Here is a 25,175-nt window from a genome sequence, read left to right as displayed (position 1 = left end):
GACACCTTTACTTAGAATCTCTTCATTCCAGTCTCATCAATAACATAACCTTTATTTGAGTGGTTTTTTATTATTTCATAATAGGTTTTTTGCCTGATTTTGTTTACAATATTTCTCATTGTATAAATAGACATATTTTTACCCTTCCAAACAACTTCTTTGATTGTATCATAATCAGTGATTTCACCTCTTCTAGCAATTAAAAGTTTTAAGAAACCTTTTTCAAGCCTAGTAAAATCAATTGCAGCACCACCTGGCTTAAAGAATTGATCCCTATATTCATCAAAATATATTCCACCTTGGAACTCTATTTTGTCCCCTCTTTTTGTCTGATTTAGACACATTATAATTGCCAATTTTAGATCTTGTAACCTTAAAGGTTTAGAAATAAAAGTATATGCATTACAGTTAACAGCAGTAACTATATCATCATTATCATCTTCTGATGATATAATAATTTTAGGAAGAGTTTGTGCCACTTCTATTAATTCAAAACAGAAATCTTTAAATGACAAACCTTCACTCAAAGTATCAATAATTATTAGGTCATAGTTATTTTGATTAAATAAAATCAATGCATCTTTATTGTTAGATACAAAACTAACTTCCCTAAAATAATTATCTAAATCTTCTTCTAAAGATTTTTTAACATCCAAATCACTACTTACTACTAGTAGTTTTGCATTATCCAATTTTCTGATATTTTTCAATGTCTTAATCATCAGCTTCTCTTTTTTATTTTCTAAGATTATATCTAAAATTATAACTCTTGTCAAAAAAAATTATTTTTAAATAAAATTAATCTTTATTTTACTTCAAATCACCCCAGCTATTACCTATGGCAACAGAAACTTTTAGGGGTATTTCAAGGGTAAAAATATTTTCCATTATTTTTTTCAAATCATTCGTTATTTCATCTAGGTTTTCATTTTTTACTTCAAAAATAAGTTCATCATGTATTTGTAAAATCATTTTTAAGTCATCATTGTTTTTATATTTATCAAATATTTCTATCATTGAGAGTTTTATCAAATCAGCGGCACTACCCTGAAACTTTGTATTTACTGCTTCTCTCAAATAAGCAATTCTTTGCATAGTATTAGCAGCATTAAAATCAAATACTCTTCTTCTTTTAATCAATGTTTCCACATATCCATTTTCTAAGGCATAATCCTCAATTGATTTCATATACTCTTTTACATTTGTAAAGGCTTTAAAATATGATTCTATGTAAACCTTTGCCTCTTTTGGAGTTATTTTAAGGGTGTCTGCTAATTTTTTACTACCCATTCCATAAAGTAGTCCAAAATTTATAGTTTTTGCAATATTTCTTTTTTCACTTGCTTTTTCTTCACCAAATATTTTTATGGCTGTTTGGCTATGGATATCCAAATCATTATTAAACGCATCAACTAAAGCTTTATCTTTACTAAAATGAGCCAATAGTCTTAACTCTATTTGTGAGTAATCAATGCCAACTAGTTTATACCCATCCCTTGCAATAAAAGCCTTTCTAATCTCTCGCCCTGCACTACTTTTTACTGGGATATTTTGAAGATTTGGATTTTTTGAACTAAGTCTTCCTGTTGCCGTTCCTGTTTGTAAAAATGATGTATAGATTTTATTTTCATCATTATTAGAAGCTAATTCTAAAAGTGGTTCTATATATGTTGATTGTAGTTTATAAGCTTCTCTATATTCTAATAGTTCTGGAATAATCTCATGGGAGTCTTTTAGCTTACTTAACACAACTTCGTTTGTACTATAACCTGTTTTACCTTTTTTAGAAGCTGGCAATCCTAAAGTTTCAAAAAGTATAACACCTAGTTGTTTTGGGGAGTTAATATTAAACTTACTTCCTGCTAATTCATGGATGTTTTTAGTTAACTTTTGAATATATTCTTGATTTTTTGTTTTAAGATTTTCTAATATTTGAGTATCTATTTTTACTCCATTATTTTGCATATTAATTAAAACATCAATAAATCTAAATTCATAATCATCTGCAATTTTCAAAAGGTGTTCACAGTTTTGTTTTTTAAACTCTTCAAGTAGTTTAAAATATACTTTATAGGTCATTAAAGCATCTTCAGCTGCATAATTACAAGCATTTGCAATATCTACTGTAGAAAAATCATCACCTTTTTTAACTACCTCTTTAAAGGCAATCATTGTATGATCAAAGTAGCTCTTTGCTAAAGCATCTAGCCCAACTCTTGAACTACTATCCAACAACCATGCTAAAATTAGTGTATCTGCATATAGATTTAATTGGATATCAAAATTAAATTTTATAATATCAAAATCATATTTAAAATTTTGAACAATTAGTTTAAACTCATTTAGTCTTAATAGTGCCTCTTTTGCATCACTGATTGAAATTTGTTCACTAACTCCTAAGTAAGAGTGTCCTATTGGAACATAGTATGCGCTGTTTTTATCAAAAGAGAAAGAAAACCCAACTATTTTTGCTACTTTTGTATCTAAACTTGTAGTCTCTGTATCAAAGGCAACAATGGAGTCTTTAGAAATAGAGTTTATTACTTCATCTAATTTTTCTTTTCTATCTAATAATATAAAATCATAATTTATTTTCTCTTTTGGTTTAGGTATTTGGGTTTTATAATTAAGTCCATTTTGATGAACTCTTTCAACTATCTTATTTAAATCATACTTCAACAAAGTATCTTGAATTTTTAATATTGGATTCTCTTTTGGCAATACAAACTCATCTAAAAAATCTATACAATGGCAATCTTTTTTTAAAGTTACTAATTCTTTTGAGATAAAGGCCATCTCTTTATTTTCTAAAAGAAGTGTTTTCCATCTTGGTTTTGGCACACTTTCTATGTTTTCATAGATATTTTCTAAGCTTCCAAACTCTTTTATTAAAGCTTCTGCAGTTTTTGCTCCAACACCTTTTACTCCAGGTACGTTATCGGCACTATCACCTAAAAGTGATTGATAATCTGTAAATTGTTTAGGGTGAATCCCATATTTTTCATAACACTTATCTTCATTTATTACTACTTTTTTAATTGGATCAAATAAATATATAGTATCATCATCAATTAACTGATATAAATCCTTATCATGGCTTACAATTCTTACTTCTAAATTCTTTTGTCTAGCATCATGTGCAATTGAAGCAATAATATCATCAGCTTCAAAGCCACTTTTAATTGCTGTTTTAAAGCCCATTTGTTCAATCCATGAAATTGCTACAGGAAGCTGTTTTAATAAATCTTCTGGAACATCAGGTCGATGTGATTTATACTCTTTGTAGATTTCACTTCTGAAGGTATCACCTTTTGAATCAAGAGCAAATACTATATAATCAGTTTGAAAATCTTTACCAACATTTGAAATAAAATTCATAAAGCCAGTAAGTAATCCAGTAGGAAAGCCATCTTTTGATTTTAAAGGAGGAAGTGCGTAAAAACTTCTAAATAAAAAACCAAATGTATCTATTACAGTTATAGTTTTTTTAGCACTTAAATCATCATTATCCATTAAATTTTCCCTAGTTTTAAAGTTTTTATATTATAATGAAAAGATATAAAAATAAGTTTATTTAGGTTTTTGATGGGTTCAGATTTAGAAAAATTAAGAAATACAAATCATGAGTTAAAAGAGATTATTAATAATTCTTGGGATGGCATTGGAATAATAGATTTCAAGAGTAAAATTTTATATGTCAATGATGCATTAAGTCCAATATTGGGCTATTCAAATATTGAACTCTTATCAAGAAATTTTGTTGATTTTGTTAATTATGAATACAAAATATCTTTCTTACAACTTCTACGCGATAATATGAGAAACTTATATGATACCGACATCAACGTCCTTTGTACAAGAAAAGATAAAAAACCAATTTATTTAAAAGTAACTGTTTCTCTTATGCTAAATAAAAAATTCTTTGTTTTAAATGCAAAAGATATTACAAAACAAATTTCAGATGACCAAATATTAAATAACTATGTGATTTCTAGTCATACTGATAAATATGGCTTTATTACAAAGGTTTCAGATGCCTTTTGTAAACTAACAGGATATGCTAAAAGTGAACTATTAGGAAGGTCTCACGCTGTAATTCAACACGAAGACACTTCTTCTGCTCTTTTCAAAGACCTGTGGGATACAATTCTTCAAGGTAAAGATTGGACAGGAAGAATCAAAAATGTAAAGAAAAATAATGATATTTTTTGGGTAGATACAAAAATAAAACCTATGTATAATAAGTACGGAGATATTACTGGATTTACTGCATTGATGTTTGATATAACACATGAGTTAGAACTAGATGAAAAGATTATAGCACAAGATAATAAACTAAATATTATGAGTGAAACAATTAAAACAATTTCTCATGAATGGAGACAACCTCTTAACACTATTTCAATTTTGGCACAAAAGTTATCACTAGAAGTTGAAGAAAATGAAACTTTTTCAGATGCTCTAAAAATAATAACAGAAAATGTTAAAAACCTTTCAAATACAATTGAAGAATTTAAGTCACTTATTGAAGTTGAGGCTCAAAAAGAAATTGTAGAAGTTAAAAAATTGATTGAGACACTGATAAAACCCTATAAAAGAATTACAGAGTTTGAAATAGAGTGTGATGAAAAACTAATTATTGAAACTTATGAAACTGTCTTAGTAAGTGTTTTTAACAATATTGTTAAAAACTCTATTGAATCTATGCAGCGAAATATGATAGTAGACAATAAGAAAATTATAATTCATGCTAGAAAAAGAGATAACTTTATTGAACTTATTATAAAAGATAATGCTGGTGGAATAGAGTCAAAACATATTCCAAAAATTTTTGAGCCATATTTTTCAACCAAGCAAGAAAAACATGGAGTAGGATTGGGATTATATATATCAAAAAATGTTATTGAACTGCATCTAAAGGGTACTATTACAGTTACAAGTAGTAAAAATACTACAACAGTAAAAATAACTTTACCCGTAATAAACTAAAGGAAAAAAAATGATAATTATACCTGCAAGATTGAACTCTAGTAGATTTCAAAATAAAATTTTAGCTGATATACTAGGATTACCAATGGTTATAAGAACTGCAAAGCAAGTAAGTATGTTAGATGAAGTAACTATTGCTACTGACTCCCAAGATGTAATTACACTAGCAAAAGAGCATGGAATAAATGCAATAATGACTTCATCAACTCATCAAAGTGGAACAGATAGAATAAATGAAGCAGCCAAGAAGTTAAATTTAAAAGATGATGATATAGTAATTAATGTTCAAGCAGATGAACCTTTTATTGAAACAGATGTAATAAAAGCTGTAATAAACAGAGTTGAAAAAGTAAAAGATAAAAAAGAAGATATAATGATTGTATCGTGTCATAAAAAAATATCTTCAGAATTAGCTGATGATCCAAACCATGTAAAAGTATTACTAAATGATAAAGGAAATGCCACATACTTCTCAAGAAGCAAAATACCTTACCATAGAGATCATTATGAAGAGTCTACCTATTATGGACATTTGGGTATTTATGGATTTACAGTAAAAAGTTTAGATGAATTTTGTAAACTTCCTACTGCTTTGACTGAGCATATAGAGAAATTGGAGCAATTAAGAGCAATCTATCATGAAAAGAAAATTGCAATGGTAGAAGTGGAATCTAAATCTTTTGGAATTGATACAGAAGAAGATTTAAGAAATGCATTAAAAATATTTACTAAATAGTTTACTTTAAAAGTAGAGGTATTCATGAACAAAAACTTTTTAACTCAACTAAACATACTTTATGTTGAAGACCAAGATGAAATTAGAAACTTTACTTCTAATATTTTAAGTAGTTTTGTAAAAAAACTAGTAATATGCAGTAATGGGGAAGAAGGACTAGATGCCTTTAAAAACAACCCTGAAATAGACCTAATAATTACTGATATTAATATGCCAAAAATGAATGGATTAGAAATGGTTAAAAATATTAATCAAATTAATCCAAATATTCCAACAATAACAACAACTGCACATACTGATTCTAATTTTTATAAAAAATCAATAGAGTTAGGAATCACTTCATATTGTTTAAAACCATTAGATTTATACGAACTAATGAAAAATATTACAAAATCTTTAGAGCATAAATTTTTAAATAAAGAGCTAAGTAAAGATTCAATGGATTTAAATATAACTAATGAAACACTCGAAGTGTTAAACAATCAAGATAGTTTTGTAGCTATTATTAATGAAGGAAAAGAAATTTTTGTAAATGATAATTTTTCAAAAACCTTTAAAGAGCTTAATATTAATCTAGAAACATCATTGATAGATAAAGAACAATACTCTTTTAACAAAGAGATTCCTTGGTATGAGTTTATTAGTAGTTTAGATAAGCAAAATGTATTAGTCAAATTAACAATTGAAGATAGCAATAAAATCTTTAAACTAAATGTATCAAAAATAGAAAAAGAGAAAAGCTATTATTTAGTATCTTTATATGATATTACAAATTTAAATGAAAAATCAAACTTATTTGAATACAAATATAACCATGATTTAATAACTGGTTTATACAATCTAAATAAATTTCATAAAATATTTTCACTTGAATCTAAAAGAGTTAGAAGATATAGAAAAAGCTTATCTTTAATAAAACTTGAGATACAAAATATAGATGAGAATATTGTATCTTATGAGGATTTATTAATTGATATATCCCAATTGATTACTAAAAATGTTAGAGAACATGATATAAATTTTAAAGCTGAACAATCAGCATTTTTAATTCTACTTCCTGAAACAGATTTAGATGGAGCTTTAAACGTTGCTTATAAACTAGAAGAGTTATTAAACGATATGCTTGAGGATAAAAACTTTTCTAAAAAGTCTTGTTTTGGAATAGTTGAACTAAACAATGATGATAATGAAGAACTTATTATGAAAAGAGTATCTTTAGCATTAAAAAAATCATTAGATAGCCAAGAAGAGAGAGTCTCTTACTTCTAAAAAGTAAAACTCTCTCCCAAATAGTGTTCTCTTACACTTCCATCATTTCTTATCTCATCACTATTTCCAGATGCTAATAATGCACCACTTTTCATAACATATGCCCTATCACAAATCTCAAGGGTTTCTCTTACATTATGATCTGTAATAAGTACACCAATACCTCTAATTGTTAGTTGATGAATAATTTCTTGAATATCTTTCACAGCTATTGGGTCAACACCTGCAAAAGGTTCATCAAGAAGTAAGAAGTCTGGTCTAGAAACAAGTGCTCTTGCTATTTCAGTTCTTCTTCTCTCTCCTCCAGATAAAGATACCCCTTTTCTTTGTCTAATTGGTTCAATATTAAAAACTTCAAGTAACTCTTCTACTCTTTTAAGTTGCTCTTCTTTATCCTGGGTTACAATTTCAGCAGCAAGCATTAGATTATCTTCTACACTTAAATCTTTAAAAATAGATGATTCTTGGGGTAAATATCCTATACCTTTCAATGCTCTTTTATGTAAAGGTAATCCTGTAATATTTTTATCATCTAAAAATATCTCACCAGAACTTGGTTTAATTAAACCACAAACAGTATAAAATGTTGTAGTTTTTCCTGCACCATTTGGTCCTAATAAACCTACTATTTCACCAGATTTAACTTCCAATGAAATCCCATGTAAAATTTGAGTTTTTTTAATACTTTTAGTTATGTTTTCTATTCTTAAATTATGCATTAATTATATATCGCCTTTTATTCTCTAATTTCTCAATATCAATTTTAATGGTGTGAAATCCATATGAATTAAGTAATTCATCAAGCCTATCATCACCCCACTCTACAAAATGAGTTCCCTCTTTTTCAAACTCTTCTAATAAGCCCAAAGATATAAACTCTTCTAAACTTTTATTATAAACATCATAATGGTAAATATTCTCACCATAAATCGTCTGAATTGAGAAGGTTGGAGAAGTTACTAAATCATCTATATTTAATGACTTAACATAACTTTTAACTAAAGTAGTCTTCCCACTTGCTAAATCACCACGTAACAATACAATAGAGGCATCTTTATTAATTAAATTCTCTAGTTTATCAATAACTTTCGATAATTGATTTTCTTCTAAAATTAATTCTACTCTTTCCAAGATAATCCTATTATATACTTTTTGAAAAACTAATTATTTGGTCTAGTTTTTCTTTAGCTTTTCCTGAAGTAATAGCCTCTCTTGCTATTTTGATTCCCTCTTTTATATCTTTTGCCCTATTATCAATAAAAAGTGCTGCTCCTGCATTGATTAAAACAATATCAAGTTTTGCACCTTCTACTTTACCTTCTAAAATATCTCTTGTAGTTTGGGCATTTTCTTTTGCATCTCCACCAATAATATCTTCTTTTGAGTATAAGCCTAAGCCATACTCTTTTGGATCAATTATAAAATCATTTGTTCTTTGATCTATCAAGGTAGTTGCATAAGTTACATCACTAATTGATATTTCATCCATGCCATCTTTTGAACTCACAACCATAGCTCTTTTTGTTTCTAAAAGACTTAGTGCTGTAATCATTCTATGGATATATTCATCACTAAATACTCCAATTAACTGCTTAGAAACAGTTGCTGGATTACTTAAGGGTCCTAATATATTAAAAATAGTTCTATGTGGAATTGATTTTCTAATAGGCATAATATTTTTCATTGAAGGATGATGGTTTTGAGCAAACATAAAAGTAAAACCTGTCTCTTCAAGCATTTTAACTTGGTCTTCAATACTTAGGTTTAAATTTATCCCAAGTTCTTCAAGCATATCAGCACTTCCTGACTTACTTGTAATACTTCTGTTGCCATGTTTTGCAACTTTACTTCCACAAGCAACTAAAAGTAATGAAACTGTTGTAGAGATATTAAAACTATTTGATTTATCTCCACCTGTTCCACAATTATCTATTAATTCATCTTTTAATGTATAAGGAATAGGAAGTGGAATAAGATGATCTCTCATAGCATCAGCAGCTGCTGCTATTTGTTCAGCAGTCTCTCCATCTTCATATAATTTGATTAAAAAATCTCTAACTTCTTCTTGAGGAAGCCTATTTTCAAAAATATCATCAAATTTTAGTTTATCCATACTAAACATTATCTTTTCCTTTTAGTTTTTCTATATATTCATCTTGTTTTGATTTTGGAGTTGATTTAGTTTGTGGGATTTGTAATACTTTGTACTCTTCAGTGTATTCCAAATATCTTATTTCTATAGTATCCCCTACTTTAACTTCTTTTGCTTTTTTAACAGATATTCCATTTATATGTACAACTTTATGTTCAAGCATATCTTCAGCAACGGCTCTTCTTTTTGTAATATTAACTGCGTTTAAAAATTTATCTATTCTCATAAACAAGATTATAGCTAAGATTAGATAAAATAACCCCTTAAAATTACTATGATATAGGATATGATAATGAGTAAAAAAGAAGTAAAAAAAGTAGTATTAGCCTATAGTGGTGGACTTGATACATCTACAATATTAAAATGGCTTCAAGATGAATATAATGCAGAAGTTATAACATTTACAGCAGATTTAGGTCAAGGTGAAGAGGTTGAACCTGCAAGAGAAAAAGCTTTAGCTTGTGGAATTAAACCTGAAAATATTTTTATATTAGATATCAAAGAAGAGTTTGTAAAAGATTATGTTTTTCCTATGTTTAGAGCAAATGCAATTTATGAGGGAGAGTATTTATTAGGTACTTCAATAGCACGTCCCCTTATTGCAAAAAAACAAATTGAAATCGCACATAAAATGGGTGCAGATGCAGTTTCTCATGGAGCTACTGGAAAAGGTAATGATCAAGTTAGATTTGAATTAGGTTATTTAGGGCTTGATTCTGAAATTACGGTTATTGCTCCTTGGAGAGAGTGGGACTTAAACTCTAGAGAAAAACTTCTTGCATATGCAAAAGAGCACGGAATAGAAATTGATAAAAAGCACATAGATGCAGATGGAAACCCATCAGTTAGTCCATACTCTATGGATGCAAACCTTTTACATATTTCATATGAAGGTTTACATTTAGAAAATCCAAATAATGAACCAGAAGAGTCTATGTGGCTATGGTCAAACTCTCCTGAAGAAGCTCCTGATAAGGCAGAATACATCACTATTGGATATAAAAATGGAGATCCAATTTCAATCAATGGGGAAGAGTTATCACCTGCAACACTTCTTAAAAAGTTAAATGATTATGGAAATAAACATGGTATTGGAAGAATTGATATTGTAGAAAATAGATATGTAGGTATGAAAGCTCGTGGTTGTTATGAAACTCCAGGTGGAACTATCATGCTAAAAGCACATAGAGCTATTGAATCTATTTGTTTAGATAGGGAAGCGGCTCACTTAAAAGATGAGTTGATGCCCAAATATGCAAAACTAATCTATCAAGGATATTGGTTCTCTCCTGAGCGAGAGATGCTTCAATCTGCAATTGATGCTACTCAAAAATTTGTAGAAGGAACAGTAAAACTAAAACTTTACAAAGGTAACGTTATAGTTGTAGGAAGAGAATCAGTAAACTCTTTATACTCAGAAGCACACTCAACTTTTGAAGAAGATGAAGTTTATAATCAAAAAGATGCAGAAGGGTTTATTAGACTTAATGCTCTTAGATTTATTATTGCTGGACAAAAACGTAAATAATTCTTCAATATTTTAAGATGGTTAAAAAATAACCATCTTAATTATTCTAAAATCACTCAATTATAGTATACTATCATGTAGACTATTTACTATAAAACTGCTTTGTAACTTAAATGCTATTCTTATATAGTAAACTTTTCTATAAAACAAATATGGAATAACATGAACTATCTAACTGATTTAATGAGCATAATGAGTATAAACTCATATACAAAAAATAAAGACGGCGTTGATAATGTTGGCAAAATAATGTCAAAATGGCTGGAAGATTTAGACTTTCAAAAAAAAACGTATACTCGTGAATTAATTGGTAATCATTTACTTTTTTCATCAAAGAAAAAAGATGGAATTAAAGTTCTACTTTTAGGCCACAATGATACAGTGTTCCCTCCAAATAGTTTTGAAGATGTAAGTGAAGATGAAGAGTGGATTTATGGCCCAGGTGCTTGTGATATGAAAGGTGGAAATATTGTTGCCTTACAAGCCCTAAGAAATATATATACTGCTAATAAAGAGATTTTTAACATAGATTTTTTACTTGTTTCTGATGAAGAGTCTGGAAGCGACGATTCTAAAGTTGTAACATCAGAGATTGTAAAAAATTATGATTTATGTTTTGTATTTGAAGCAGCTGGAGAAAATATGGAGGTTGTTACTCAAAGAAAAGGAGTAGGAACATTTACTATACATATTGAAGGAAAAGCTTCACATGCTGGTAATCATTATGATAAAGGTATTGATGCAAACTTAGAAGCAAGTTATAAACTACAAGATTTAGTTAAATTGACAAACCTAGATTTGCAAACTACTGTAAATGTTGGTAAGATAATTGGGGGAATTGGTGCGAATACTATATCTCCCAAATGCGAAATTACTTTAGAACTTAGATACACATCTAATGATGAAAAACAAAGAGTTCTAAACTCAATAGATGCAATAGTCAATAAATCATATATTAAAGGAACAGTCTCCACGCTTACAGGTTCAATTCAAAGAGATGTAATGGAAGAAAATTCTAATCAACTAGAACTTGTAAGTACTATAGAAAAAATTACAAATAGTAAATTGTTAACTGAAAAAAGAGGTGGAGTTAGTGATGCTAATATAGTTGCCTCTTGTGGAGTTACTACATTAGATGGTTTTGGACCTTTTGGTGATGGAGATCATACCATAAAAGAAAGAGCTTTAAAGAGTAGTTTTGATGAGAGAATTGATTTAATGACTAAAATTTTAGCTCATTTTCAAAAAAATAACGAAGGGGGGAGTATAATGGCTAGAAAAATAGGTATGTGGTTATATCAAAATAGTGGTGGAGATGTAATACAACAAAAAATAATAGATAAGTTAAAAGAACGAGATATTAAAACTTATACTGACATAAATTTACGCAATGCTATTGCAAAAAATGGACATATAATACATGATAAAATGAAATTAGATAAACTAGATTTATTTTTCTCTTATAATGCAGGTGAGCAGACCCAATACCAAATGTATTTATATAAAGCTTTAAATAGAGTAATTCCTATGATAAATGACTATATTGCTTTTGAATTAACAGAAGATAAATTTCATACTGCTTTTTTATTAAGAAAACATGGTATAAATACAGCAGACTATAAATTATGTCACAGAGATGATACTCATCATCTTAATGCTATAATGAAAAAATGGTCTAAAATGGTATATAAACCAACTGATGGCTGGGGCGGAGTTGGTCTAACTAAAATAGAAAATGAAGAGACTTTAAATATGCTTATTCCTTTTTTAAATCAAATGGATTTGAGATTTTTCTATGTTGAAAAATTTATTGATTATGATAATAGTGATTTTAGGGTAGATATAGTTGATGGTCAATTTGTTGCTTGTTATGGAAGAAAAGCAAGTGGTGCTGATTGGAGAACAAATATTACAAGTGGTGGAAGTGTTTTCTTAAGAGAACCAAATGATGATGTAATCAATTTGGCACTAAATGCTACTAAAGTTACAGGACTTGATATTGCTGGCGTTGATATTATTTATGACAGAAAAAAAGAAGAGTATGTTGTACTTGAAGTAAACGGTATACCCGCATTTGCAACACCAGAACAAGAAAAAATGGGATTAGATTTCAATGATAAAAAAATTGATTTGATTGTTGATTTAATAGATAGAAAAACTAAAAAAGAGGATAAATAATGAAAAAACTGCCAAAGATAGGATTCTTATACCTTGATTATGTAATGAGATTTTTTGATAAGTCAAACTTTAAAGGGTGGCCAGATAAAATAGAAACTGTTACATACCATTGGAAGAATGATAAAGCACGGTTCATAAAAGAGATTAAAAGAAAAAAAATTGAAGTTCTAATTGGGAATATCCCTGCAACTGCATATGAGACCTTTGTTGAGATATCAAAAGAGCTTCCAAATGTAAGATTTGTACCTTCAATTGAAACACAATTTTCAAATAAATCAAAAGAGAATGTAACTCTATTTTGTAAGAAATTTAATATATCAATTCCTAAAACAAAAATATATTATGATAAAGATAAAGGCTATGATTACCTAAAAAATAAAGCTACTTATCCACAAATCATAAAAAGAAGTTATGGAGCATCTAATTATGGTGGTTATTATGTTCATAAAGCTGATAGTTACAAAGAAGCAAAAAAACTTCTAGATGAAAGAAAATATACTCCAATTTATACTCAAAATGCAATTGACTTAAAAGATTCAGGAGATATTAGAGTAATGCTTATAGGACATAAGCCTATTTGTGCTTTTTGGAGATATTCGGGTACAGGAGAATGGATTACTAATACATCTCAGGGTGGTTCTATGTCTTATGAAAACATCCCAATGAACGCACTTGAACTAGCCGTAAAAGCTAGTAAAGCTGCAAAAGCAGAGTATTGGGCTTGTGATATTGCTATTTGTGCAAAAACAGGAAAAGCATATATTTTAGAGTGTGCAACTGCTTTTGCTGCTTTCCCTTATATAAGAGACTGGATTTGTCAATACTTGATGTGGGACTTTTCAATGGGAAGATTTAAAAAACCTCATGTTCCAATGTTCTCTTGGGAAGAGTTAGGGAAAATAGATTCTTCTTTACTTAGAACAATGAGACACATAGGATTTAGTAAATATAAACCTAGTTTTGATGGAGAGTATTTTCTAAATGATACAAAAGATTTTGATATGGCATTAACTGAAATTAGTAATGAAAATGACGTTCCAGATTCTATTGCACCTAAAGATATAGAAAAAACTTATAAAAAACAAGAAAGTACTGTTATTGAGTTTGAAAAGAAAAAAATCAATTTAAATGAAGCTACTTTGACAGACTTAATGTCTTTATACGGTATGGAAGAAGATTTAGCTTTTGAAATCAAAGATTATTTGGATGAAAATATAATAACAGATAGTTCTGATTTACTTGAAATTGAATCAATAGATAAACAAATGTTAAAGTCATGGGACCAAACAATTGGAGATATGAGAGTTGATGTAAATAGTGCCTCAAAAGAGATTTTGAAAAAAATAAAAGGTATTGGTCCAAAACTTGCAAAAGTTATACTTGATTATAAAGAAAAAGTTACTTCAATTAAAGATATTGATGAGTTAAAAGAGATAGATGGTATAGGAAAGAATAAGTTTAATCAGCTAAAATCCAGATTAAAAATAGGAGAATAATTTTTTGAAAATACTATACAGATCATACGATGCTTCAACAACAATTTTTAAAGAACTAGAAGCAGAATATCCAAAATATTTTAAAATAGAATCGATTGGTCAAACTTGGGAAAAAAGAGATATAAATTTAATCACCATATCAAAAAATATAAAAACTGCAAATAGTAAACCAGCACTATTTTATACTGGAACTATTCACGCAAGAGAATGGATAGGACATGAATTAGCAATTGAATTTGCTTCTTATGTTCTAAAAAATTTAGAAACTGACCCCACACTACAAACTTATTTAAACGAAAGTACTATATATATGGTGCCTTGTGCAAATCCAGATGGATATGAATACTCAAGAAACCATTTCTCTTTTTGGAGAAAAAATAGAAGACAAAATATGGATGGAACCTATGGGGTAGATTTAAATAGAAACTTTCCTATTGGATTTGTAAAATCTACAAATACCTCTTCAAATGTATATGGTGGACCTGAACCTTTTAGTGAACCTGAGACTCAAAGCTTAAGAGACTTTGTTTTAGCTCATCCAAATATTACTATTGCCTTAGATTATCACAGTCAAGGAAATGTATTCTTTCCAGCTCATGATTTTAGACATGAAGATACTATTGATACAATTGATATGAATATATTATGTGCAAATATGGCAGAAGAAATTAGAAAAATATCAGGGCGAGAGTATGGTATACACCAAGGTAAACCACCTGCAAAACTAATCTCTGGAAGTGGAAGAGAATTTTATTATTCACAAGGAGTTCTCTCTTCAGTAGTAGAAGTAGGAACTAGAAATATTAGTGATTATATGGAAGATATGAATGAAAATATCAGAGAACATATTCCTGCTTTAATATATGCATTAAAAGAAGTTGATAACTATAATAAAAACTCTACTATGCAAAGAGTTAGTTCTTTTGATATAACTGAAATTGGTTCTAATCATGTAAATTTAAAATGGGATTATAAAATAGATAAAGATATCTATTTTGAAATATTTAGAAGCCGCAGCGATAAACACTTTTGCAACGCATCTAATTTAATCACAAAAACACAAAGCTTAGAATTTAGTGATATTAATTTGGCTTCAAATAAAGATTACTTTTATAATATCAGAGCTGTAAATAAAAAAACAAATCAAAAATCACCTTTCTACCCACAAATAAGAGTTAGAACATCTGTTGAATATGATGAATATAGTAGAACTTATTATGCAAATGCAAAGGGAACAGGTTATGTTGCTGAAAACTTAAATAATAATCCTAAGCACTTTGGTATTAATTCTTTATTTGTTGGAGTTGATGAAAACAAAGGTATTTCATATGCTGTTATTTCTATAAATGTAAAATCTCTTCCCCAAAATGCTCTTATAAAGGTCGCTTCTTTTAATCTATACCCTATTAATAGAGTTTCAACAACAATTGAAAAATATGGTGAATGGAATGTTGGACTTGTAAATCAAGAAACTATGGGTGATATTACAAACTTTGAAGATGTAGATAATATGGAAATAATTAGATATATTGGTCGTCCTACAGAATCACATCAGCTTACACAAGGGATTTGGAGAACGTGGAGTTTATCAGGTTCAGAGTGTGCGGATTTAAAAAAGTCAATTGTGGATGATACAATAGTTTTAAGAGTTGAAGGACCAAAAGAGTTAAGAGTTGGGCGAACAAAACAGATGATGCAATGGGATATTGGATATGGAAAATATGGTTTTGGTTTGTCATATAGACCACGACTTGAATTAACATACACTATTGAGCCTACAGTTGCAACTTTATATCCAAAATCTATTCATACAGTAAGTAAGTCTGAAGTAACAGATGATGTAATTACAGCAGGTTTTGATGAAAAAGGAAACAAGATATACTCTACTTTTAAGTTTAATCTCTCTTCTCTTCCTCCTTACAATGATACTATGATTACTAAGGCTTATTTTGAATTAAACTCAACAAAAATCTATATAAAAGATGATATTAGATTTCACTTAGAGTTTGTCGATGAAAATATTGATAAAAGCTATATAGACATTACAAATAGAGAAATAATTCAAAACGTTGGATATGATGTTAGTGCAAATGAATTAAAAAACAATCAAACCCAATATTTTATGTTTGACTCATTTTCTGAAATTATCTTAAATGAAAAGCTAAAAAATAAATCAGATATTGCTTTTGTATTAAAACCTACATCAGCTACAAAAATAATTAAAGATAAAACTGTTTCTTGGGAAGCAAGTAACAGTGCACTTTGTCCAAAATTAATTATTGAGCACATTCCTAAAAGAAGACTTCCTGTTGAACAAGTCACAAATGCTCAATTAACAATGGAAAATGGTAAAATAAAAGTCACTTGGAATAATCCAAAAGATGAAGACTTTACAGGTACAAAAGTAATTAAAAATGCTTATAGAAAACCTCTATCTGCACAAGATGGCCAAAAACTTTATGCAGGTGTAGATGAGTATACATTAGATGACTTTGGAGCTACAGATATAGATAAATATTATGCAATATTTACTTATGATGATGTTCCAAATTACTCTAAACCTATTATCCTAGAATATAAAGCTAAATAATTTTTATTTAGCTTTTAATTATAGTAGCTATAATATTCTAAAAATAATTTTAGGATATTAAAATGATATTAAAATTTAAAGAATTTTACCCTCAAATAAACCCAAGTGCTTGGATAGCTCCAAGTGCTGATTTAATTGGAAACATAACTATTGGTGAGGATTCATCAGTTTGGTTTGGATGTGTAATTCGTTCTGATGTTAATGAAGTAAAAATAGGTAAAAATACAAATATACAAGACCTCTCATGTATTCATACAGATACAAATACAAAAACTATACTTGGAGATAATGTAACAATTGGACATAAAGTTATGCTTCATGGTTGCACTATTGAAGATAATTGTCTAATAGGCATGAGTGCAACAATTTTAGATGATGTAATTATTGGAGAAGGAAGTATTGTTGGTGCAAACTCACTTGTAACATCAGGGAAAGTATTCCCTCCAAGAAGTCTAATCATGGGAAGTCCTGCTAAGCTTGTAAAAGAGTTAAATCAAGAAGATGTAGATAATTTAATCAAGCATGCTGCTCATTACGTAGAGTATAAAAATGATTATAGATAAAAATAAACTATACTAATTATGATTATAGAAGAACAATTTGATATTTTATATCCCATTCTCAATGCTATCTCTCCTATTTCCAAAGAGAACAGGGATATTGCAAAACCATTTTTTAAAACTAAAACATTAACTAAAGGCAAACACCTTTTTTCTATTGATGATAAAGTTGAGGATTTTTATTTTCTAATTTCTGGTTTAGCTCGATACTATTATCTCACTGTTGAGGGAAAAGAGTTTAATAAATCTTTTGCAGAAAAACAAGGGCATCTTTTAAGTAGTATCTCTTCAGTATCATATGGAACAGGTTCTCCTTTTAGTGTGGAGGTTTTAAGTGACTTTATATCACTACACATACCATATAAAAAACTTTTAGATCTAGGTCAAGAGTTTAAACAGTGGAATGATTTACTTTTACGAATCTATGAAAACTTAGTAATAAAAAAAGAGAAAAGAGAGTCTGACTTTTTACTTTTAAATGCAAGAGAGCGTTATGAAAAGTTTTTAGATGATTATTCCATGATTGAAAATGCTGTTCCAAACTATCATATTGCTTCTTATTTAGGTATTACAGATGTTGCTCTTTCAAGAATTAGAAAAGAGATGAAAATTAACATAGGTTAATGACAATATTTTTTTTTGATTGTATACTTACACAATTAATTAACGGAGCCAACAATGCAATTAAAAATAGCCCAAATAGAAGATATAGATAATATATTAAAATTACATGCTAAATACCAACTAGCAACTATTGCTGAAGTTGATAAAAAAGATGGATTTGTCACAACAGGATTTAGCAAAGAAGAATTAACTAGTCTTATTAAAGAAGAACAAGGATTATTTATAGCTATTGAAGAAGATAAAGTTTTAGGATATGTTATGTCAGCTTCATGGCAGTTTTGGTCAAAATGGCCTATGTTTGCTCATATGATAAAAGACTTACCAAAATTAAACTATTTAGGACAAACTTTAACTGTAGATAATTCGTACCAATATGGACCTGTTTGTATTGATAAAAGTGTAAGAGGAAGTGGACTCTTAGAAAAACTTTTCGATTTTGCCTTAGATTCTATGTCTAAAAGATACCCTATTTTAGTAACCTTTGTAAATAAAATCAATGAACGTTCATATGCTGCACATAAAAGAAAACTTGAACTTGATGTTATTCAAGAGTTTGAATTTAACAATAATAAATACTATGAGATGGTTTTTGATATCTCTAAAAGAGTTTTAGATAAATAAAAGAAGAGTTATTAAACTCTTCTTTTATAATTTTGAATAAGCTTCGGTAAGTTTTGTATATAAAAGGTTAAAGTCAATACTTTCATACTCTTCTAAAATTGAAACCATAACTACATTATCTTCATGTCCATTCCAAACTTTTGTGTAAGTTCCTTCTTTGTAGCCATTATCTTGTCTAAATTTATTTAAACAGTTTTTACCAATATAAAGCTTTTGAAGCCAAGGAAAAGATAGTCCTGAGATTTTACAACATCTAAAGTATTGGTCAATAAATCTCTCTATTCCAGAAAATGATGGCATATTTCCTGTTTGAATTGCAAGGGAGATATAAGAAAGCTTTTCAGACTCTTTTACCATAAGACTTACATCTACTTCACTATTTGCTTCATAAATACAATGTGTATTTACTAAAGAAACTGCTTTTGGGATATTTGTTTCTTGTAAAATATAAGACATCAAAAAATGCCAAATATCTACTAACTCTACATGAATATTATTCATATCAGGTTCTGAATTAATATTTTTCCAATGCTTCCAAGGAGTTGATTCAATAAGCTCAGAAACTTCCATATGGATACATCTTAACCAATTGATTTCTTTACCATATTTATTACTTCCTAACTCCCAGTTTTTACCATTTGTAGAGTCATTTAACTCTTTTTGCAATAAAAACATCTCTTCTAATTTATGAGGAAAGCTAGAAGCTTCTTCTAATAAAGTCGCAAGAGGTAAACACTCTTCTACTAAGCTTTCTAGCGTTGAACTTTCAGGTAAATTCTCTTCACCTCTTAATAAATGTACAATTAAAGATACAGTATAAGGAACACTGTCTTTTTGTTCCCATTTCAAAATCTCAGATGGTGTTACACCAATATATTTTGCAAAATCTTCTATAGTAAAAAAACCTAAAGATTTTGTAGCAATTTTCAAATCCTCATATAACAATATTAACTCCTATTCTACTGGTAATTCAATTTTAAATAATGCACCATTTGAACTATTTTTTACACTTAGTTTACCTAAGCTATGTTCTTCAATGATAGTTTTGCTCATATACAATCCAAGACCGGTGCCCTTGTCATTGTGTTTAGTTGTAAAGTACGAATCAAAAACTTTATTTAAATCTTCTTCGGGTATTCCACCCGCGTTATCTTCGATTTCTATTATTACATAATTTTCGTTAAAATCACATCTAATAATTATCAATTTTGATTCTATTTCTCTTTCTAAAAGAACATCTATCGCATTTTTTATAATATTTATTATAACTTGAATTAGATTATTTTCTATAATACTAATTTCTTTATCATTAATAATATCTAGTTTAAACTCAATATTATTAATGGTTAAAATATAATGCAAAAATTTAACTGCTTTATCTATTATTTTACTTGGTTTTGTAATAACTTTTTGACTTTCAGGTTTGAAAAAGTTTCTAAAGTCATCTATGGTTTTAGACATGTAATCTAACTGTGAATCAATATCTGTAACAGATTTTTGTAGAATATCATTATCAACATAACCATCTGTTTTTTTTGTCAATACAAGTTTTTGTGCCAATATTGAAACTGTTTGAAGTGGCTGTCTCCATTGATGTGCAATCATAGATATCAACTCCCCCATTGCAGCCATTTTTGATTGTTCTAAAAATACTTTTTTCTGGTTTTCTAAACTTTTTTTATAGCTAATATCTTTAAAGATAACAATAATATCATTTTCTCTTTTTTCAACATTAATTTCAACCCAAAATACTGATTCATCACACTTTAAAACCTCTATTGCTTCTATAAAGAAATTATCTTCATTATCTAGTTTTTCTAAAAACTTAGTAGCTTCACTTTTATGTACTATTAAATTTTCTATTTTTTCAAACTTTATTTTTTTCTTATTTGATAAAAATAGTTTTCTAAAAAAGGTACTTGAGTTTTCAATTCTTCCATCTAAATCAAGATATAATATAGCTAAGTTTTCATCCAATGTATTAAGTAGATAATTTATTTCATCTTCATCTTTTACTATTTTAATTGTTTGACTTTTTTTAAATAAGTACAAATAAAATATATCAAAAACTTCATCAACTCTTCTGGTAAAATCATAACTACTTAATTTGCTATTATTTTTTACATCAAAAAATATAGAGTTTTTAAATGTTCTAAGGATTAAAAAAAGTTCATCTTTTTGCAAAACATTTTTCAATAAAAACTTTAGTTTAATATCTTCTTCATTTTGTAAAAACCTAATAAATGTATTAAATAGTGGTACAAGAACAGTCTCTAAAAACTGTCTTGAATCAATCTGTTTATCTTCAATTAAAGAACTTATTTGTTCATTATTCATCATATATGTGAAGATTTTAATTTGACTGTTTTTAATTTTTAGTATATTCTCTTGCAAATATCTAAGTCCTATTTTGTATTTGGTTTTTTATAATAAAGCTTACAATCCATTTTACTTGAACTTTTCACAACAACACTTGGAATTGTTGGCGATTTAAAGCCATATGCTTTGCATCCATGTGATCTACCATTTTGCCAAGTTACATAGTAATAAATACATTTTTGACAAACTATTCTTTCTTTTTCTTTCATTTAAATTATCACTTTACTTTGTATTGCTTTTGCTAATGACAAAATGTCAACATTTTCTAAACTAACTCCCGTTGGAACACCTTGTGCTATTTTTGTAAAATTTATATTAAACTCTTTTAACCTATCTTCAATAAACAAAATAAAAGCATCATTTGATAGAGATGGAGATATAGCAAAAAGTACATCTTTTACATTGTTTGTTTTAACAAAATAAATTAATTTGTCTAAGACCATTTCATCCAATTGAGATATTACAAAATATTTGCCATTGAATTGTTTTGATTCTTCTATTGTAAAAATATCTTTTGCAGACTGAACAACGCATACAAAACTAGATTCTCTATCATCATCTAAACAAATTTCACAAATCTCATGTTCACTCATGCATCCACACTGTGAGCATTTTCTTATTGATTTTAGCGCACTTTCAATACTATGCGCAATTTTTATACCACAATAATTATCACTCATTACTATGTGATAAGCAAGTCTTTGTGCTGATTTTTTTCCAATAGTGGGAAGAGATTCAAAGGCTTCTACTAAGTCATAAAATTTATTTAATCCAAGTTTCATGTGGCGATTATATCAAAGATTTATCATAAATTAGATAAAATCGCGAAGTTTTTTAAATAATAAAAGGAGCAATACTTTGTTAGACATAGATTATTATGAATTATTAGAAGTTACAAAAAGTGCTGATAAAAGTACATTAAAAAAAGCTTACCGACAGATGGCGATGAAATATCATCCGGATAAAAACCCAGATGACAATGAAGCAGAAGAGAGATTTAAAGCAATTAATGAAGCTTATCAAGTCTTAAGTGATGATGAAAAAAGAGCTTTATATGATAGATATGGAAAAGCAGGATTAGAAGGACATGGACAAGGTAGAGGTGGCTTTAGTTCTGGTGGATTTGATGATTTAAGTTCAATTTTTGAAGAGATGTTTGGACAATCTGGATTTGGTGGATTTGGTGGACAACAAAGACGACAGAGAAAAACATATAGTTATAATTTAGATATTGGAGTTGAATTAAAAGTTGAATTCAATGAAGCTGTATTTGGTGCAAAAAAAGATGTTATTTATAAATATAAAACAGCTTGTAAACCTTGTAAAGGTACAGGTGCAAAAGATGGTAAACTAACTACTTGTAAAACTTGTGCTGGACAAGGACAAGTTCATACAAGACAAGGTTTTATGACATTTGCACAAACATGTCCAACATGTAATGGTACTGGTGAATCAGTGGCTAATAAATGTAAAAAATGTTCAGGTACTGGATATGAAGAAAAAGAAGAAAAATTTAATGTAGATATTCCTGAAGGTGTAAACGATGGAAATAGAATTAGAGTATCAAATAAAGGGAATATTGCCCCTGATGGCTCAAGAGGTGATTTATATCTACAAATCAATGTAAATGAAGATCCTCACTATATAAGACATGATGATGATATCTATATAGAAGTTCCATTATTCTTTACTCAAGTAGCTCTTGGCGATACAATCACAATACCAGGTCTTAGAGGTGAATTATCACTGGAAATTCCTATGGGAACTAAAGATAAAGAGCAATTTAAATTCAGAAATGAAGGTGTAAAATCTGTTCAAGGACATGGAAAAGGTAGTTTAATAGTTCAAATAAAAATAAAATATCCTAAAAATATAAATGAAGAGCAAAAAGAGTTATTAGAAAAACTACAAAAAAGCTTTGGAATAGAGAGCAAACCACACGAAAAAAACTTTGAAAATATGTTTGACAAAGTAAAAAGCTGGTTTAAATAAACTACACTTAAATAAAATTTATCACAGTATTTTTATTACTGTGATAAATCTAGAAAAAACTACTTATTTCATAATCAATTAAAAACTTATTCTATATAATATTTTAAATATACTATTTAAGGATTTATATAATGTTACACCTAGAATCATACCCTGATGAAAAAGGTTATTTTGGAAAATTTGGAGGTTCCTTTATACCTCCACAACTTGAAGTTCCTTTTCAAGAAATTACTAAAGCATACAATGAAATAAAAAATTCAAAAGCATTTTTAGATGAACTTCATCATGTAAGAAAACATTATCAAGGAAGACCTACTCCAATTTCATATGCAAAAAGCCTCACAGAGTTTTGTGGTGGTGCAAAAATATATTTAAAAAGAGAAGATTTAAATCATACAGGAGCACACAAACTAAATCACTGTATGGCGGAAGTTATCCTAGCTAAGCATTTGGGTAAGAAAAAAGTAATAGCAGAAACGGGAGCAGGACAACATGGTGTTGCACTTGCAACTGCTGCTGCATATTTTGGACTAGAGTGTGAAATTCATATGGGTGAAGTTGATATCAAAAAAGAGTATCCAAATGTTGTAAGAATGAAGATTTTGGGTGCTAAAATTGTACCAGCTACTCATGGTCTTAAAACTTTAAAAGAGGCTGTTGACTCTGCATTTGAAGCTTATTTACAAGATACTGACAACTCTATTTATTGTATTGGTTCAGTTGTAGGTCCTCATCCCTTTCCTATGATGGTAAGAGATTTTCAAAGTATAATTGGAATAGAGTCAAAGGAACAGTTTTTAGAGCATGAAGATAAGCTTCCAGACAATGTAATAGCTTGTGTTGGTGGAGGTTCAAATGCTATGGGAATATTTGCTGGATTTATTGATGATAAAGAAGTAGATTTATATGGAGTTGAACCTTTAGGTAAAGGTGAAAACTTAGGTGAACATGCAGCAAGTTTAACTTATGGAAGTGAAGGAGTTATGCATGGCTTTAATTCCATCATGCTAAAAGATGAAAAAGGTGAGCCAGCACCTGTGTATTCAATAGGTAGTGGGATTGACTACCCATCAGTTGGTCCAGAACATGCTTTTTTAATGGATAAAGGTAGAACAAAAGTTGGCTTATGCAATGATGAAGAAGCGGTAAATGCATTTTATAAGTTATCACAACTAGAAGGTATTATTCCAGCACTTGAATCAGCTCATGCAGTTGCATATGCGATGAAACTTGCACCTACTTTATCAAAAGAGAAAACTATTTTAGTAAACTTAAGCGGTAGAGGTGATAAAGATATTGATTTTATTATTGAGAACTACCCTATTCCCAATTTAAAATAAAATTTTATTAATTGACAGAATTTATCTATTAAATGGCCTAATTTATTATATAATTTTCTAAACGGAGAATAAATGAAAGACATATCTCAACTAAGACAAGAATACACAACAAAAGGTTTAAGAAGAGATGATTTACTAAACTCTCCTATTAAACAGTTTGAACTTTGGTTTGAACAAGCCATGAGTGCTCAAATCTTAGAGCCCAATGCTATGAGTTTAGCAACAGTTGGAAAAGATATGATACCTTCTATTAGAACTGTTTTATTAAAACTGTATGATGAGAATGGTTTTGTATTTTTTTCAAACTATAAAAGTAAAAAAGCGTGGCAAATAGAAGAAAACCCAAATGTAGCGATACATTTTGCTTGGTTACAACTAGAAAGACAAGTTAAAATAGAAGGAACAATTGAAAAGATAAGTACTACGGATTCTTTAAAGTACTTTCTTTCTCGTCCTAAGGGAAGTCAAATTGGAGCGTGGGTTTCACATCAAAGTGAAGTTATTACTTCTAGAAGTCTACTTGAAGCAAAATTTGATGAAATAAAAAACAAATTTGTAAAAGGTGAAATACCTTTTCCGTCTTTTTGGGGTGGGTATATTATAAAACCAAAAGTTGTTGAGTTTTGGCAAGGTGGCAAAGATAGGCTTCATGATAGGTTTGAGTATAAACTAAATGAAAAAAACAATTGGCAAATAAATAGATTAGCCCCATAAAGGAATA

General features: G+C 28.7%; 23 protein-coding genes. 13 read left to right on the top strand and 10 right to left on the bottom strand.

The window, feature by feature from the left end; genetic code table 11:
* Positions 1-11: 11 nt before the first annotated feature.
* Complete coding sequence (locus ACNI28_RS13235; protein WP_419764745.1) at positions 12-722, bottom strand: response regulator transcription factor; 711 nt, start codon at positions 720-722, stop codon at positions 12-14.
* Positions 723-810: 88 nt separating this feature from the next.
* Positions 811-3,513, bottom strand: coding sequence for a DNA polymerase I (gene polA / locus ACNI28_RS13230; protein ID WP_419764744.1), 2,703 nt, complete (start codon positions 3,511-3,513; stop codon positions 811-813).
* Positions 3,514-3,585: 72 nt separating this feature from the next.
* Here polA and ACNI28_RS13225 point away from each other — a divergent pair, with 72 nt between their 5' ends.
* From ACNI28_RS13225 to ACNI28_RS13215, 3 genes are read left to right on the top strand one after another with little or no spacing between them, the layout of a single operon-like run.
* Positions 3,586-4,989 carry a PAS domain S-box protein gene (locus ACNI28_RS13225; RefSeq protein ID WP_419764743.1) on the top strand — a complete coding sequence of 468 codons (1,404 nt, stop codon included), beginning with the start codon at positions 3,586-3,588 and terminating at the stop codon, positions 4,987-4,989.
* A gap of 10 nt (positions 4,990-4,999) precedes the next feature.
* Positions 5,000-5,725: a 3-deoxy-manno-octulosonate cytidylyltransferase gene (kdsB, locus tag ACNI28_RS13220; RefSeq protein WP_419764741.1), complete on the top strand. Its 726-nt coding sequence runs from the start codon at positions 5,000-5,002 to the stop codon at positions 5,723-5,725.
* A 24-nt stretch (positions 5,726-5,749) separates the two neighbouring features.
* Positions 5,750-6,994 carry a GGDEF domain-containing response regulator gene (locus tag ACNI28_RS13215; RefSeq protein WP_419764740.1) on the top strand — a complete coding sequence of 415 codons (1,245 nt, stop codon included), beginning with the start codon at positions 5,750-5,752 and terminating at the stop codon, positions 6,992-6,994.
* Here ACNI28_RS13215 and lptB read toward each other — a convergent pair.
* The 4 genes from lptB to ACNI28_RS13195 are packed head-to-tail and all read right to left on the bottom strand — an operon-like array spanning position 6,991 to position 9,372.
* Entirely contained in the window at positions 6,991-7,713 is a 723-nt protein-coding gene (gene lptB, locus ACNI28_RS13210) for an LPS export ABC transporter ATP-binding protein (RefSeq protein ID WP_419764739.1), read from the bottom strand. The genes ACNI28_RS13215 and lptB overlap by 4 nt on opposite strands.
* Complete coding sequence (gene tsaE, locus ACNI28_RS13205) at positions 7,706-8,125, bottom strand: tRNA (adenosine(37)-N6)-threonylcarbamoyltransferase complex ATPase subunit type 1 TsaE (RefSeq protein ID WP_419764738.1); 420 nt, start codon at positions 8,123-8,125, stop codon at positions 7,706-7,708. The genes lptB and tsaE overlap by 8 nt, the downstream gene beginning before the upstream one ends.
* 10 nt (positions 8,126-8,135) lie before the next feature.
* Positions 8,136-9,116, bottom strand: a complete 981-nt coding sequence (gene trpD / locus ACNI28_RS13200) for an anthranilate phosphoribosyltransferase (protein WP_419764737.1) — start codon at positions 9,114-9,116, stop codon at positions 8,136-8,138.
* Entirely contained in the window at positions 9,109-9,372 is a 264-nt protein-coding gene (locus tag ACNI28_RS13195) for a S4 domain-containing protein (RefSeq protein ID WP_419764736.1), read from the bottom strand. The genes trpD and ACNI28_RS13195 overlap by 8 nt, the downstream gene beginning before the upstream one ends.
* Positions 9,373-9,438: 66 nt before the next feature.
* Between ACNI28_RS13195 and ACNI28_RS13190 the strand changes: the two genes are divergently transcribed.
* The 7 genes from ACNI28_RS13190 to ACNI28_RS13160 all read left to right on the top strand — a co-directional run bounded on the left by ACNI28_RS13190 (position 9,439) and on the right by ACNI28_RS13160 (position 18,743).
* The gene (locus tag ACNI28_RS13190; protein ID WP_419764735.1) at positions 9,439-10,674 is read left to right on the top strand and encodes an argininosuccinate synthase; all 1,236 of its coding nucleotides are present in this window, start codon (positions 9,439-9,441) and stop codon (positions 10,672-10,674) included.
* A gap of 162 nt (positions 10,675-10,836) precedes the next feature.
* A complete protein-coding gene (locus ACNI28_RS13185) occupies positions 10,837-12,852 on the top strand; it encodes a M20/M25/M40 family metallo-hydrolase (protein WP_419764734.1) in 2,016 nt (671 codons plus the stop codon).
* The gene (locus ACNI28_RS13180; RefSeq protein ID WP_419764733.1) at positions 12,852-14,348 is read left to right on the top strand and encodes a helix-hairpin-helix domain-containing protein; all 1,497 of its coding nucleotides are present in this window, start codon (positions 12,852-12,854) and stop codon (positions 14,346-14,348) included. Before ACNI28_RS13185 ends, ACNI28_RS13180 begins: the two co-directional genes overlap by 1 nt.
* A gap of 4 nt (positions 14,349-14,352) precedes the next feature.
* Entirely contained in the window at positions 14,353-16,938 is a 2,586-nt protein-coding gene (locus ACNI28_RS13175) for a M14 family zinc carboxypeptidase (RefSeq protein WP_419764732.1), read from the top strand.
* A gap of 62 nt (positions 16,939-17,000) precedes the next feature.
* Positions 17,001-17,501, top strand: coding sequence for a gamma carbonic anhydrase family protein (locus ACNI28_RS13170; RefSeq protein WP_419764731.1), 501 nt, complete (start codon positions 17,001-17,003; stop codon positions 17,499-17,501).
* An 18-nt stretch (positions 17,502-17,519) separates the two neighbouring features.
* The gene (locus ACNI28_RS13165) at positions 17,520-18,122 is read left to right on the top strand and encodes a Crp/Fnr family transcriptional regulator (RefSeq protein ID WP_419764730.1); all 603 of its coding nucleotides are present in this window, start codon (positions 17,520-17,522) and stop codon (positions 18,120-18,122) included.
* Between the two features lie 54 nt (positions 18,123-18,176).
* Positions 18,177-18,743: a GNAT family N-acetyltransferase gene (locus tag ACNI28_RS13160; RefSeq protein ID WP_419764729.1), complete on the top strand. Its 567-nt coding sequence runs from the start codon at positions 18,177-18,179 to the stop codon at positions 18,741-18,743.
* 24 nt (positions 18,744-18,767) lie between these two features.
* Here the strand turns inward: ACNI28_RS13160 and ACNI28_RS13155 are convergent, their stop codons facing one another.
* Genes ACNI28_RS13155 through recR form a run of 4 tightly spaced genes read right to left on the bottom strand, consistent with a single transcriptional unit; the run spans position 18,768 to position 21,904 of the window.
* Positions 18,768-19,688, bottom strand: coding sequence for a dUTP diphosphatase (locus ACNI28_RS13155; protein WP_419764728.1), 921 nt, complete (start codon positions 19,686-19,688; stop codon positions 18,768-18,770).
* A gap of 9 nt (positions 19,689-19,697) precedes the next feature.
* Positions 19,698-21,137: a sensor histidine kinase gene (locus ACNI28_RS13150; RefSeq protein ID WP_419764727.1), complete on the bottom strand. Its 1,440-nt coding sequence runs from the start codon at positions 21,135-21,137 to the stop codon at positions 19,698-19,700.
* Positions 21,138-21,148: 11 nt separating this feature from the next.
* Positions 21,149-21,331 carry a uracil-DNA glycosylase gene (locus ACNI28_RS13145; protein WP_419764726.1) on the bottom strand — a complete coding sequence of 61 codons (183 nt, stop codon included), beginning with the start codon at positions 21,329-21,331 and terminating at the stop codon, positions 21,149-21,151.
* Complete coding sequence (recR, locus tag ACNI28_RS13140; RefSeq protein ID WP_419764725.1) at positions 21,332-21,904, bottom strand: recombination mediator RecR; 573 nt, start codon at positions 21,902-21,904, stop codon at positions 21,332-21,334. It lies immediately after the preceding gene.
* 76 nt (positions 21,905-21,980) lie between these two features.
* Here recR and dnaJ point away from each other — a divergent pair, with 76 nt between their 5' ends.
* The 3 genes from dnaJ (at position 21,981) to pdxH (ending at position 25,168) form a co-directional block, all read left to right on the top strand.
* Positions 21,981-23,114 carry a molecular chaperone DnaJ gene (dnaJ, locus tag ACNI28_RS13135; RefSeq protein ID WP_419764723.1) on the top strand — a complete coding sequence of 378 codons (1,134 nt, stop codon included), beginning with the start codon at positions 21,981-21,983 and terminating at the stop codon, positions 23,112-23,114.
* Positions 23,115-23,245: 131 nt separating this feature from the next.
* Complete coding sequence (gene trpB, locus ACNI28_RS13130; RefSeq protein WP_419764722.1) at positions 23,246-24,454, top strand: tryptophan synthase subunit beta; 1,209 nt, start codon at positions 23,246-23,248, stop codon at positions 24,452-24,454.
* 72 nt (positions 24,455-24,526) lie between these two features.
* Positions 24,527-25,168: a pyridoxamine 5'-phosphate oxidase gene (pdxH, locus tag ACNI28_RS13125; protein ID WP_419764721.1), complete on the top strand. Its 642-nt coding sequence runs from the start codon at positions 24,527-24,529 to the stop codon at positions 25,166-25,168.
* The last annotated feature ends 7 nt before the right edge of the window (positions 25,169-25,175 follow it).

The sequence above is a fragment of the Arcobacter denitrificans (SeqCode) genome (assembly GCF_048571185.1).
GTDB lineage: Bacteria > Campylobacterota > Campylobacteria > Campylobacterales > Arcobacteraceae > Arcobacter > Arcobacter denitrificans.
The sequence above is the reverse complement of the archived record's forward strand: the minus strand, read 5'-3'. Positions and strand labels throughout refer to the sequence as shown.